The organism is Streptomyces longwoodensis (assembly GCF_001514125.1).
Lineage (GTDB): Bacteria > Actinomycetota > Actinomycetes > Streptomycetales > Streptomycetaceae > Streptomyces > Streptomyces longwoodensis.
The window spans coordinates 90,592-103,468 of record NZ_KQ948556.1 but is presented as its reverse complement, the minus strand read 5'-3'; the positions used below and the strand labels follow the sequence as shown (position 1 = coordinate 103,468).

The window sequence follows — 12,877 nt, the reverse complement described above, 5'->3', positions numbered from 1 at the left end:
AGTTCGGATCATTCCTCCTCGTCCTCCCCGCCCAGGTCCTGACCTGCGCAGAGGGCCAGGACATCGGTCCCGTAGCGGTTGAGCTTGCGCACGCCGACGCCCGGGATGCGGGCCAGCTCGCCCGGTTCCTCGGGGACGGTCTCGGCGATGGCCATGAGGGTCTTGTCGGTGAAGACGCAGAACGCCGGCTGCCCCGAGCGCCGCGCCTGCACCGCGCGCCAGGACCGCAGCCGCTCGTACAGCCCCTCGTCCATGTCGGACGGGCAGTCCTCACAGCGCAGCAGCTTCAGCTCGCCGCCGTCGGTCAGCGTCCGCCCGCAGACCCGGCAGCGGGCCGGGGCGCGCTGGGTGCGGCGGGGCACGGCGGGCGCAATCGCCGTCGGTGTGCCGGCGGAGCCGCGCTCGATGCCGCCAGCGGCTCCGGCGGGGCTCCGGCCGGCCGCCGTGCCGGAGCCGGGGCGCAGGCCGTCCAGGAAGCGGCTGGGCCGGCGGTTCGGGCGGCCGCCGGGTGCGCGGGACAGGGCCCAGGAGACGTGGAGCCGCTCGCGGGCCCGGGTGACCCCGACGTAGAGCAGCCGGCGTTCCTCCTCGATCTGCTCGTCGGTCCTGGCGTAGGTGATCGGCATCATGCCCTCGGCGACCCCGACGAGGAACACGGCGTCCCACTCCAGGCCCTTGGCCGAGTGCAGGGAGGCGAGGGTGACGCCCTGGACGGTCGGGGCGTGCTGGGCGCCCGCCCGCTCGTCGAGTTCGGCGACGAGGTCGGCGAGGGTGGCGTCCGGCTTGGCGGCGGCGAAGTCCTGGGCGAGGTTCACCAGCGCGGCCAGCGACTCCCAGCGCTCGCGGACCGCGCCCGAGCCGGACGGGGGCTGCGGGGTCCAGCCCTCGCCGGACAGGACGGCCCGCACCTGGGAGGGGAGGTCGACGGCGTCCTCCAAGGCGGAGTCGTTCCCGCCGAAGCGGGCCGCGCCGCGCAGCGCGATGCCCGCCTTGCGCACCTCGGGCCGGTCGAAGAAGCGCTCGGCGCCGCGAAGCTGGTAGGGGATGCCGGCGTCGGCGAGGGCCTGCTCGTAGGTCTCGGACTGGCCGTTGGTGCGGAACAGGACGGCGATCTCCGAGGCCGGGACGCCGGCGTCGAGGAGGTCGCGGATGCGGCGGGCGGCACCCTCGGCCTCGGCGGGTTCGTCGGCGTACTCGGCGTAGACGGGTTCGGGTCCCGGGGCGCGCTGGGAGACCAGCTCCAGCCGGTGGTCGGCGGCCCGGCCGCGGGCCTGGGCGAGCAGGCCGTTGGCCAGGTGGACGACCTGGGGGGTGGAGCGGTAGTCGCGGACCAGCTTGACGACGGTGGCACCGGGGTGGCGGGTGCGGAAGTCGAGCAGGTGGTCGGGGGTGGCTCCGGTGAAGGAGTAGATCGTCTGGCTGGCGTCGCCGACGACGCACAGGGTGTCGCGGTCGCCCAGCCACAGCTCCAGCAGGCGCTGCTGGAGGGGGCTGACGTCCTGGTACTCGTCGACGACGAAGTGCTGGTACTGGGAGCGGACCTGTTCGGCGATGTCCTGCCGGTCCTGCAGGACGGCGACGGTCAGCAGCAGGACGTCCTCGAAGTCGATGACGGCGCGGTCCCGCTTGAGGTCCTCGTAGGCGGAGTAGAGCTGGGCGATCTCGGCGGGGTCGCGCGGGGTCTCGCGGCCGGCCTTGGCGGCGGCGACGGTGTAGTCGGCGGGGACGGTCTGGGTGACCTTGGACCACTCGATCTCCGCGGTGACGTCCCGCAGCTCGCCGCGGTCGAGACGGACGCGGCAGGCGGCGGCCGCGTCGGCGACCAGCTGGACCTTGCGGTCGATGAGCCGGGGCAGGGAACCACCGATCGCTTTCGGCCAGAAGTACTGCAGCTGTCGCAGGGCGGCGGAGTGGAAGGTGCGGGCCTGGACGCCCTGGGCGCCGAGCTGGCGGAGCCGGCCGCGCATCTCGCCGGCGGCCCGTGCGGTGAAGGTGACGGCGAGCACGCTGGAGGGCTGGAGGATGCCGGCCCGGACGCCGTAGGCGATGCGGTGGGTGATGGCGCGGGTCTTGCCCGTCCCGGCTCCCGCCAGCACGCACACCGGCCCGTGCAGGGAGGTGGCGACCTCGCGCTGCTCGGGGTCGAGCCCTTCGAGCACCGCGTCGGCCGAGTCCGGTACCTGCGGGAAGAGGGAGGAGTGCGTTGCTGCTGTCACACCGCCATGCTGCCAGGTCGCGGGAGACGACCGAGCCGGTTGTCCACAGGCGGGCACCGATGGTCGTACCAATGCGGCAGACGTCACGTGACCGCGGCGGGGCTTCCCGGGGACGGGCGTACCCCAGGAGGGAATGGTCGGGCGGTGGTGAGCGTTGCTGCCTCCAGTAGGACCTGTTCCCGAGCCGGCTGAGGAGCGCGCGAGACATGCAGGGCACTGTGACGATGTACAGCACCACCTGGTGCGGCTACTGCCAGCGGCTGAAGAAGCAGCTGGACCGCGAGGGCATCGCGTACACCGAGATCAACATCGAGCAGGACCCGGAGTCCGCGGCCTTCGTGGAGAAGGCGAATGGCGGGAACCAGACGGTCCCGACCGTGCTCTTCGCGGACGGTTCGACGTTGACGAACCCGTCGCTGGCGCAGGTGAAGCAGAAGATCGGCGCCTGAGCGGCCCCTGTGGACGCCTGAACGGCCATGCGGAAGGGCGGCCTCCCCGTGCGGGGAGGCCGCCCTTCCGCCGTGTCCGGGGCCGGCGGCTGTCGTGCTCAGACGAAGCTGCGGGTCGGCAGGGGCTTGCCGTACCAGAGCTCGATCAGCCGGGCCGCGATGGAGATGCCGTAGGGCGGCAGGACCTCGCCGGAGTCGAAGGCGGCGCCCAGCTCGTCCCGGGAGAACCAGCGGGCCTCGTGGATCTCGTCACCGTCCACGTCGATGTCGGTGGTGGTGGCGCGGGCCATGAAGCCGAGCATGAGGCTGGACGGGAAGGGCCAGGGCTGGCTGGCGATGTACTCGACCGGGCCGACGGTGACGCCGACCTCCTCGGCCACCTCGCGGCGCACCGCGTGCTCGATGGACTCGCCGGGCTCGACGAAGCCGGCGAGCGTCGAGAAGCGGCCTTCCGGCCAGTGCACCTGGCGGCCGAGGAGGATGCGGTCGTCCTCGTCCGTCACGGCCATGATCACGGCCGGGTCGGTGCGCGGGTAGTGCTCGGCGCCGCAGGCGGGGCAGCGGCGGATGTGGCCGGCCGCGGCGATCACCGTGCGCTCGCCGCAGCGGGAGCAGAAGCGGTGGGTGCGCTGCCAGTTCTCCAGGCCGACCGCGTGCACCATCAGGCCGATGTCGCGCGGCGACAGCAGCAGGCCCGCCTCGCGCAGGCCGGCCGGGCGCGCGGACTGGTCGATGCGGCCGGGCAGCGCGTCCTTCTGGAGGGCGAAGTAGCTGACGCCGTCCTCGTCGATGCCGAGGAAGTAGCGGTGGGCCTCGGTGAGCGGGGCCTCGAAGGACGGGGTCATGACGAGCTCGGTGCGGCCGTCGGGTGTCTCGTCGATGAGGACCTGACCACCGGAGACCACGAAACAGCGCGTCGTGGGGTGGCTCCACGCCGCCGCGAGCCAGGCCTCGTCGAGCCGGTGGTGCGCGGCCCGGTCGATGCCGCTCGGGGCGGTGAGCGAGAGGGGTCGATCGGCGTTCTGGTCGGTCCAGGTGGTCACGGGTGCTTCCAACTCCCCCGGTGGAACGGTGGTTTCGGGCGGGCGGTTCAGCGGGACGTGCGGCAGGGGGCGACCGGGTCCGGTGCGGGGCCGGGGTGGGGCGGTCCTCCCAGTGTGCCCCCGCCGCCGTCCGCCCCGGCCCGTGCGCGGGTGTCAGGGCGCATGGCGCCAGGTCGCGGCGAGGTCGCCCCACAGGTACGCGGTGGTCTCGACGCCCTTGAGCAGCAGGTCCAGTTCGACCTTCTCGTTGGGGGCGTGCCAGCCGTCGGACGGGACGGAGATGCCGAGGAAGAGGACCGGGGCCCCGAGGACCTCCTGGAGGTCGGCGGCCGGACCGGAGCCCCCTTCGCGGGTGAAGCGGACGGGCCGGTCGAAGGCGCGCCCCATGGCGCGGGCCACGGACTGCAGCGCCGGGTGGTCCAGCGGGGTCAGGCACGGGCGCGTGGCAGGGCTGAACTCGATCTCGCTGCGGATACCCGCGGGCAGCTGTCCGGCCGCCCAGTCGCGCACGACCTTCTCGACGTGGTGGGGGTCCTGTCCCGCGACGAGCCGGAAGGACAGCTTCACCATGGCGGACGCGGGGATGATCGTCTTGCTGCCCGGGCCCTGGTAGCCGCCGCCGATGCCGTTGACCTCGGCGGTGGGGCGGGCCCAGACGCGCTCCAGGGTGGTGTACCCGGCCTCGCCGTGGGGGGCGTGCGACTTGGCGGTGCGCAGCCACTGGTCCTCGTCGAAGGGCAGCTCGGCGAAGAGCGCGCGCTCGCGCTCGGTCAGCTCGACGACGCCGTCGTAGAAGCCGGGGATCGCCACGCGCGCGTGCTCGTCGTGCAGCGCGGCCACCAGGCGGGCGGCCGCGGTGGCCGGGTTGGGCACGGCACCGCCGAACGATCCCGAGTGGATGTCCTGGTCCGGACCGTACAGCCGGATCTCGCAGTCGGTGAGGCCGCGCATGCCCGTGCAGACGGTGGGGGTGTCCTCGGACCACATGCCGGTGTCGGAGACGATCACGGCGTCCGCGGCGAGCCGCTCGGCGTTCGCCTCGACCAGCGCCCGGAAGTGCGGGGAGCTGGACTCCTCCTCGCCCTCGACGAGGAGCTTGAGGTGGACCGCGGGCGCGGTCCGGCCGGTGGCGGCGAGGTGCGCGCGCACGCCGAGGGTGTGGAAGAAGACCTGGCCCTTGTCGTCGGCGGCCCCGCGCGCGTACAGCCGGTTGTCGCGGACGACCGGTTCGAAGGGGTCGGTGTCCCAGCCGTCCTCACGGGCGGCGGGCTGCACGTCGTGGTGCCCGTAGACCAGCACGGTGGGCGCCGCGGGGTCGTCGGAGGGCCACTCGGCGTAGACGGCGGGGGCGCCGGCGGTCGGCCAGACCTCGACCGTGGGGAAGCCGGTCGCGCCGAGGGCGGCGGCGAGCCAGTCCGCGCTGCGCCGTACGTCGTCGGCGTGGTCGGTCTGGGCCGACACCGACGGGATGCGCAGCCACTCGGCGAGGTCGTCGAGGAAGGCGGCGCGGTGCCGCTCGATGTAGCGGCGGACGGCGCTGACGTCACTGTCAACGGAATGGCTCATGGTCACGAGCCTATCGGCCCGCGCCGGCATCCCCGCCGGTCGGTCGGGCACCGTCCGGCAGCCCCGAGCCGTCCGCGTACGCGTGCGTGAGGGCCTCTTCCTGCGTCAACAGCCGCTCCAGCGCGGCCCGGTCCGGCAGGTCGGCCGGCCGGACGACCTCCCCGGTGCGCACGTAGAGGAACGCCGCCGTGACCGATTCCACAGGGACACCCTGCTGCTCGGCCCACGCGAGCCGGTACAGGGCGAGCTGGAGCGGGTCACCGGTGCGGCCGCGGCCGGTCTTCCAGTCGACGATCTCGTACGTCGCCGTGGCGCCGTCGCCCTCCTTGTAGACGGCGTCGAGGCGGCCGCGCACGACCCGGCCCGCGAGGGCGAGCTGGAACGGCGCCTCCACCCGGTACGGGGTGCGCCGGGCGTACGCGGTGCGCTCGAACGCCTCCTTGAGGGCCTCCAGGTCCCGCTCGTCGGCGATCTCCGCGTCGCCGCCCGGCAGTTCCTCCGGTTCCAGCAGGGGCAGTGTCAGTTCCTCGAAGCGGGCCTCCACCCACGCGTGGAACCGGGTGCCCCGGCGCGCGGCCGGTTGCGGCGGGCGCGGCATGGGACGCGCCAGCTCCCGCGCGAAGGCGTCCGGGTCGGCGGCCAGGCGCATCACCTGCGAGGCGGTGAGCGTCGTCGGCAGGGGCACGTCGGTGACGGCCCGCCGGGCGCGCAGCAGCTCCCCGGTGAGCGCGTCGAGGTCGCGGTCCCAGGAGGCGACGGCGCGGGCCTCCTCGGGGGTGAGCCGGTCGGGGGCCGGGGGCACCTCGGGGGGTGCCGCCTGGTGCGGGACGGTGGGGCGCGCTCCGGAGTCGTACGGCGGCTCGTCGTGGGGCGACTCGGGGTCGTGCGGCGGCTCGTCGTGGGGCGACTCGGGGTCGTGCGGCGGCTCGTCGTCGGGCGACTCGGGGTCGTACGGCGGCAGCTCGTCGTACGGCGGCTCCTCCGGCGGCGGCCCGTCGTACGGGGGTTCGTCGTCCTCCTCCGGGGGCGGCGGCCAGTCCGGGTCGTCGTAGGTGTCGCTCTCGTGGGCCGCGGCGGGGTGGGTGGCCTCGCGGGAGGCGAGGTCGTCGAGGTGGGCCAGGACCGTCGCGGCGGCGGCGCGGCGGCGGGCCAGGGCGGCGTCGTCCAGGGGCAGGGGCCAGACCTGGTCGACGGTGGCCTGGTGCAGGGTCGGGTTCTCCTCGCCCTCCACGGGCGGATCGGCCCAGACCTCGATCTCGCCGTGGCCGGCCGCGCAGTGCTCGTACAGCGCCAGCAGGAAGTCGGACGGGCCGCGCGGCTTCTTCTGGGTGGGGCCCCACCAGTGGCCGGAGCCCAGCAGGAGGGAGCGGGGGCGCGTGAAGGTGACGTAGCCGAGGCGCAGTTCCTCGGTGTGCTGGTGGTCCTTCATCGCCTCGTGGAAGCCGCGCATGCCGCGCGCGTCCCACGACTCCACGTCGGGGAGGGTGTCGGCGTCGCCGCGCAGTGCGTGCGGGAGCACCTTGGCCTGCGAGGTCCACTTCTCGCGGCCCTGGGTGCTGGGGAAGGTGCCGGTGACCAGGCCGGGGACGGCGACCACGTCCCACTCCAGGCCCTTGGACTTGTGCGCGGTGAGCACCTTCACGGTGTTCTCGCCGCCCGGCAGCGCGTTGTCGAGGCCCTTCTCGTACTGCGCGGCGGTGCGCAGGAAGCCGAGGAAGGCCAGCAGGCTCGCCTCGTTGTCGTTGGCCGCGAAGGAGGCGGCGACGTCGAGGAAGTTGGACAGGGTCTCGCGGCGGCGGGCGGCGAGCGCGTGCGGGGACGCCGACAGCTCGACCTCGAGTCCGGTGACGGCGAGGACCCGGTGCAGGACGTCCATCAGCGGGTCGGACAGCGAGCGCCGCAGGTCGCGCAGCTCGGCGGCGAGCCGGGCGAAGCGCACGCGCGCGTCCGGCGAGAACGGCAGCCCGTCGTCGTCCCCGGCGTTGTCCAGCGGGGTCTCCAGGAACGTGTCGAGGGCGTCGGCGAGCGATATCACCTCGGCCGGGTCGACCCCCTCGACGGCCTCGGCGAGGCGACGGTCGGGGTCGTCGGCGTCGTCCGCGCGCGCGTGGGCCACCAGCAGCCGGGCCCGCCGCCCGAGGAGCGCGAGGTCGCGCGGGCCGATGCGCCAGCGCGGGCCGCTCAGCAGGCGGACCAGGGAGGCGTTCGCGCCGGGGTCCTGGAGGACCTCGCAGACGGCGACCAGGTCGGCGATCTCCGGCAGGTGCAGCAGCCCGGACAGGCCGACCACCTCGACCGGCACGTCGCGGGCGACGAGGGCGCCCTGGATCTCGGCGAAGTCGGTCGCCGTGCGGCACAGGACGGCGATCTCGCCGGGTGGGGTACCGGTGCGCACCAGGTGGGCGAGGGAGTCGGCGATCCAGTCGATCTCCTCCGCGTGGGTGGGCAGCAGGGCGCAGCGCACCACGCCGTCGCGTTCGGCGCCGGGCGCAGGGCGCAGGGCCTCCACGCCCGCGTGCAGGGCGCGCAGGGGTGTGGCGAGGCCGTTGGCGAGGTCGAGGAGGCGGCCGCCGCTGCGGCGGTTCTCGCTGAGGGCCCGCCGGCCGGCGGGGTCGCCGTCGGCGTGCGCGAAGTGCTCGGGGAAGTCGTCGAGGTTGGCGACGGAGGCGCCGCGCCAGCCGTAGATGGCCTGGCAGGGGTCGCCGACGGCGGTGACCGGGTGGCCGGTGCCGTCGCCGAACAGGCCGGCCAGCAGGACGCGCTGGGCCACGGACGTGTCCTGGTACTCGTCGAGGAGGACCACGCGGAACTCGTCGCGCAGGACGCGGCCCACCTCGGGGATGCCCGCGAGCCGTGCCGACAGGGCGATCTGGTCGCCGAAGTCGAGCAGGTCGCGCTCGCGCTTGGCCGCCCGGTAGCGGATCACCAGCTCGGCGAGGTCGCGCCGGGCGGCGGCGGTCTCGGGCACCTTGCGCAGGTCGGCGTTGGTCAGCTTCGCGTTCCGCAGCGTGAGCAGCAGCTCGGCGTCCCAGGCGCGCAGCTGCTCGGGCCGCACGAGGTGTTCGGCGAGCTCGGCATCGAGGGCGAGGAGGTCGCTGACGAGGTCGGCGAAGGAGCGGGTGAGCGCCGGGTACGGGCCCGGCGCCTCGCGCAGCACGCGCGCGGCCAGCTGGTAGCGGGTGGCGTCGGCGAGCAGGCGGGAGGTGGGCTCCAGGCCGATGCGCAGGCCGTGGTCGGTCAGCAGACGGCCGGCGAAGGCGTGGTAGGTGGAGATCACCGGCTCGCCGGGCGGGTTGTCCGGGTCGATGACGTCCGGGTCGGTGACGCCCGCCCTGACCAGCGCCTTGCGCACGCGCTCGGCGAGCTCGCCGGCGGCCTTGTTGGTGAAGGTCAGGCCGAGGACCTGCTCGGGGGCGACCTGCCCGGTGCCCACCAGCCACACCACGCGCGCGGCCATGACGGTCGTCTTGCCCGACCCGGCGCCGGCCACGATCACCTGCGGCGCGGGCGGCGCGGTGATGCAGGCCGTCTGCTCCGGGGTGAACGGGATGCCGAGGAGCTCCTTGAGCTGCTCGGGGTCGGTGATACGGGCGGGCATGTCGTCAGAGGCTAGCGGCGGGCACTGACAGCCGAGGCCGCCTCGGCCCTGCGGGACGACAGACGTGCAGGTCAGCAGGGGTGGTGCGATACGTCACTCCGGTTGACCGGGCCCTTGGTGACCAGGCCCTCGGTCCGGATGGCGCTCCCGTCGCCGGGCCCTCGGTCCGGCCGCCCCCTCCCCGCCCTTCGTCACTCGACCACGTGGCGTCCCTCGGGCCGTGCGCTGCACGACGCCCGGAACGCGCAGTGCGTGCAGTGCTGGCCGGCGGACGGGGTGAACCGTTCGTCGAGGACCTTGCCGGCCGCCGTGGCGAGCAGGTCGCCGACCCACTCCCCCTGCAGCGGCTCCTGCGCCTGCACCTTGGGCAGGGTCTCGCCGCCGTCGCGCTGGGCGGCGCCCTGGCGGAGGTGGACGAGTTCCGCGCCGCCGGGCTCGGGGCGCGCGCCGTCGAAGACGTCGTCGACGGCGCCCGCGCGGACCGCCAGCTGGTAGACGGCCAGCTGGGGGTGGCGCTCCACCTCGCGCGCGGTCGGCGCCTGCTTGCCGGTCTTGAAGTCGACGACGTAGGCGCGGCCGTCGCCGTCGGCCTCGACGCGGTCCATCTGGCCGCGGATGCGCACCTCGTAGTCGCCGGCCTCGAGGGTGACGTCGAAGTCGTGCTCGCTCGCCACCGGCGTGCGGCCGGTGCGGTCCATCACGTGCCACTTCAGGAACCGTTCGAGCGCCACGCGCGCGTTGTCCTTCTCCTGCTGCGACTTCCAGGGCGCGTCGAAGGCGAGCGCGTTCCACACGGAGTCCAGGCGTTCCATGAGCACGTCGAGGTCGGCCGGGGTGTGCCCGGAGGCGACCTCGTCGGCGAGGACGTGCACGACGTTGCCGAAGCCCTGCGCGACCGTCGCGGGCGCGTCGGCCTTCACTTCGCGGCCGAGGAACCACTGCAGGGAGCACGTGTTGGCGAGCTGGTCGAGCGCGCTGCCGGACAGCACGACGGGTTCGTCGCGGTCGCGCAGCGGCACCTTGCTCTCGGTCGGGTCCCACATGCCCCACCAGCGGTACGGGTGCGCGGACGGCACGAGCGGGCGGCCGTCCTCGTCGGCGAGCGCCGCCAGGCGGGCCAGGCGCCGCGCGGCCGCCTCCCTGAGGGGGGCGGAGGCGCGCGGGTCGACCGTGGTGGCGCGCAGTTCGGCGACGAGCGCGGCGACCGACAGGGGGCGGCGGGGGCGACCGGTGACGTCCCGCGGCTCGACGCCGAGCTCGGCGAGGAAGCGGGAGGGCTGGTCGCCGTCGTCGGCGGGGGCCTTCACAGCGGTGACGACGAGGCGTTCGCGCGCGCGGGTGGCGGCGACGTAGAACAGGCGGCGCTCCTCGGCGAGCAGCGCGCCCGGCGTCAGCGGTTCGGCCAGCCCGTCGCGGCCGATCCGGTCGGCCTCCAGCAGCGAACCGCGGCGGCGCAGGTCGGGCCACAGCCCCTCCTGGACGCCGGCCACGACGACCAGCCGCCACTCCAGTCCCTTGGAGCGGTGCGCGGTCATCAGGCGCACGGCGTCCGGGCGCACGGCCCTGCGGGTGAGGGTGTCGGCGGCGATGTCCTCGGCCTCGATCTGCTCCAGGAAGTTCAGGGCGCCCCGGCCCCCGGTGCGCTCCTCCGCGCGTGCGGCCGTGGCGAACAGGGCGCACACGGCGTCGAGGTCACGGTCGGCGTTGCGTCCGGCCGCGCCGCCGCGCCGGGCGGCCCGCTCCAGGCGGTTCGGCCAGGGCGTGCCCTCCCACAGGTCCCACAGCGCCTCCTCGGCGGTGCCGCCGCCGGCGAGGCGCTCGCGGGCCTTGCGGAGCAGCGCGCCGAGGCGCTGCGCCCCGCGCGCGTACGTGGGGTCGTGCACGGCCAGCCGCTCCGGCTCGGCGAGCGCCCGGGCGAGCAGCTCGTCGGAGGGCGGGGGCAGCGGGTTGCCCGCGGCGCGCTCCTCGTCGCGCAGGGCGCGCCCGAGGCGGCGCAGGTCGGCGGCGTCCATCCCGGCGAGCGGCGAGGTCAGCAGGGTGAGGGCGGTCTCGGTGCCCAGCCAGCAGGGGGCGTCCGCCTCGGGGCGGTCCTGCGGGTCGGCGTCGTGCCCGTCCGCACCCGGGTCTGCCGCCGGATCCGCCGGGCGGCCCTCGGTGACCGGCTCGTCGGTGACCTCCGCCGAGGTCCCCGCGGTCTCCGTCGAGGCCTCCAGGGCCTCCGCCGATGTCTCCGCGGTCTCCGTGTCCTCCGCCGAGGCCTCCGGGTCCTCTCCCGAGGTCTCCGCGGTCTCCGCCGAGGCCTCTGTGTCCGCCGCCGAAGCCTCCGCGGCCCCCGCCGAGACCCGCGCGGCCCCGGACGCGCTCCCGCCGTCCTCCGTCCGCTCCCCCGCCTCCGCCGTGGCCACCGCCCGGAGTGCCGTCAGCAGGGGGGCGACGGCCGGTTCGTGGCGCAGGGGTAGGTCGTCGCCGTCGATGTCCAGGGGGACGCCGGCGGACGTGAGGGCGCGGCGGACCGTGGGGAGGGTACGGGCGCCCGCGCGCACGAGGACGGCCATCTCGCCCCAGGGCACGCCGTCCTCCAGGTGGGCCCGGCGCAGGATGTCGGCGATGTTGTCCAGCTCGGTGCCGGACGTCGGGTACGTGTACGCCTCGACGCGGCCTCCGTCGCGCACCGGTGTGAGGTCCCGGTGGGCGCGCACCTTCTCGGCCGGGAGGCGGGTCAGCGGCATGCGCTGCGTGAGCAGCCGGGTGGCGGCGAGCAGCGCGGCTCCGGAGCGGCGGGAGACGCGCAGCACCTCGACCGGTGCCGGGCGGCCGTCGCCGCGGGGGAACGCGCGCGGGAAGTCGAGGATGCCGTTCACGTCGGCGCCCCGGAACGCGTAGATCGACTGGTCGGGGTCGCCGAACGCGACCAGGGTGCGGCCACCGCCGGCGAGCGCGTGCAGCAGGCGCACCTGGGCGGGGTCGGTGTCCTGGTACTCGTCGACGTAGACGGCGTCGTACTGCGCGGCGAGCCGCCGGGCGGTCTCGGGGCGGCGGGCGAGGAGCACCGCGCGGTGGACGAGTTCGGCGTAGTCGAGGACGCCCTGGAGGTCGAGCACGTCCAGGTACTCGGCGAGGAAGGCGGCCGCGGCGCGCCAGTCGGGGCGGCCGATGCGGCGCGCGAAGGCGTCCAGCGCGCCGGGGTCGAGTCCCAGTTCGCGGCTGCGGGCGAGCACCGCGCGGACCTCGTCGGCGAACCCGCGCGTGGTGAGGCAGGCGCGCAGGTCGTCGGGCCAGCGCACGTGCGCGAGGCCGAGGCGCTGGAGGTCGACCTGGCCGGCGAGCAGTTCACGGACCGTGACGTCCTGCTCGGGGCCGGACAGCAGCCGCAGGGGCTCGACGAACAGGTCGCTGTCCTGGTGGGCGCGGACCAGGGCGTAGGAGAACGAGTGGAAGGTGGTCGCCTGGGGGGCGTGGGCGGCGCCCATGCGCAGGGCCATGCGGTCGCGCAGCTCGACGGCGGCCTTGCGGCTGAAGGTGAGCACCAGGATCCGAGCGGGGTCGGCGCCGCGGGCGACGCGCGCGGCCACGGATTCCACCAGGGTGGTGGTCTTCCCGGTGCCCGGTCCTGCGAGGACGAGCAGCGGCCCGGTCCGGTGGTCAACCACGGCGCGCTGGGCTGCGTCCAGTTCAGGGGGGTCCACACGGGCCACCGGAGTACGGACCAGTCGGTAAGCGCCACGGCTCCCCTGCCGCGCCTGGGGGTGCGGCAGCCGTCCGGTGGTGGAGGAGGAGCTCACGTGGTTCGCCGGTCCTGGTGGGTGTGCTGGTGGTCGGTCCGCCGCTCGTGCCGGGCGGTGGTCGCGGGATGAGGGGGACGCGTGCAGCCGACGCTACGCTCGGGACGTCACCGGAAGCAGGACTTCCGGTTCTTCCCGTCGGCCTCGCGGGCCACGCGAGCCCCTCGCCCCTCGAACGTACGTCATGCCACGGATGTGCCCTCCTTCCCCCGTTCGGAGCAGG

Annotated in this window: 6 protein-coding genes; 1 reads left to right on the top strand and 5 read right to left on the bottom strand. The window is 75.0% G+C overall.

What is annotated here, in order from left to right; all coding sequences use genetic code 11:
- Positions 1-8: 8 nt before the first annotated feature.
- Complete coding sequence (locus AQJ30_RS22005) at positions 9-2,216, bottom strand: ATP-dependent DNA helicase UvrD2 (RefSeq protein WP_245727015.1); 2,208 nt, start codon at positions 2,214-2,216, stop codon at positions 9-11.
- A gap of 206 nt (positions 2,217-2,422) precedes the next feature.
- Between AQJ30_RS22005 and AQJ30_RS22000 the strand changes: the two genes are divergently transcribed.
- Positions 2,423-2,665 (top strand): mycoredoxin, encoded by a 243-nt coding sequence (locus tag AQJ30_RS22000; RefSeq protein WP_067236789.1) that lies wholly within the window; start codon positions 2,423-2,425, stop codon positions 2,663-2,665.
- A 98-nt stretch (positions 2,666-2,763) separates the two neighbouring features.
- Here AQJ30_RS22000 and nudC read toward each other — a convergent pair whose 3' ends face one another.
- The 4 genes from nudC to AQJ30_RS21980 form a co-directional block, all read right to left on the bottom strand.
- On the bottom strand, positions 2,764-3,708 hold the full coding sequence (gene nudC, locus AQJ30_RS21995) for an NAD(+) diphosphatase (protein WP_067236788.1): 945 nt from the start codon (positions 3,706-3,708) through the stop codon (positions 2,764-2,766).
- 153 nt (positions 3,709-3,861) lie between these two features.
- Complete coding sequence (locus tag AQJ30_RS21990; RefSeq protein WP_067237300.1) at positions 3,862-5,274, bottom strand: dipeptidase; 1,413 nt, start codon at positions 5,272-5,274, stop codon at positions 3,862-3,864.
- A gap of 10 nt (positions 5,275-5,284) precedes the next feature.
- Positions 5,285-8,872: an ATP-dependent helicase gene (locus AQJ30_RS21985; protein ID WP_067236785.1), complete on the bottom strand. Its 3,588-nt coding sequence runs from the start codon at positions 8,870-8,872 to the stop codon at positions 5,285-5,287.
- A gap of 191 nt (positions 8,873-9,063) precedes the next feature.
- The gene (locus AQJ30_RS21980) at positions 9,064-12,654 is read right to left on the bottom strand and encodes an ATP-dependent helicase (RefSeq protein ID WP_107119659.1); all 3,591 of its coding nucleotides are present in this window, start codon (positions 12,652-12,654) and stop codon (positions 9,064-9,066) included.
- Positions 12,655-12,877 lie beyond the last annotated feature (223 nt).

Excerpts from the sequence above, each read along its gene's own strand:
- AQJ30_RS22000 (WP_067236789.1), top strand. The coding sequence starts at position 2,423 with ATGCAGGGCACTGTGACGATGTACAGCACCACCTGGTGCGGCTACTGC.
- AQJ30_RS21990 (WP_067237300.1), bottom strand. The coding sequence starts at position 5,274 with ATGAGCCATTCCGTTGACAGTGACGTCAGCGCCGTCCGCCGCTACATC.
- AQJ30_RS21985 (WP_067236785.1), bottom strand. The coding sequence starts at position 8,872 with ATGCCCGCCCGTATCACCGACCCCGAGCAGCTCAAGGAGCTCCTCGGC.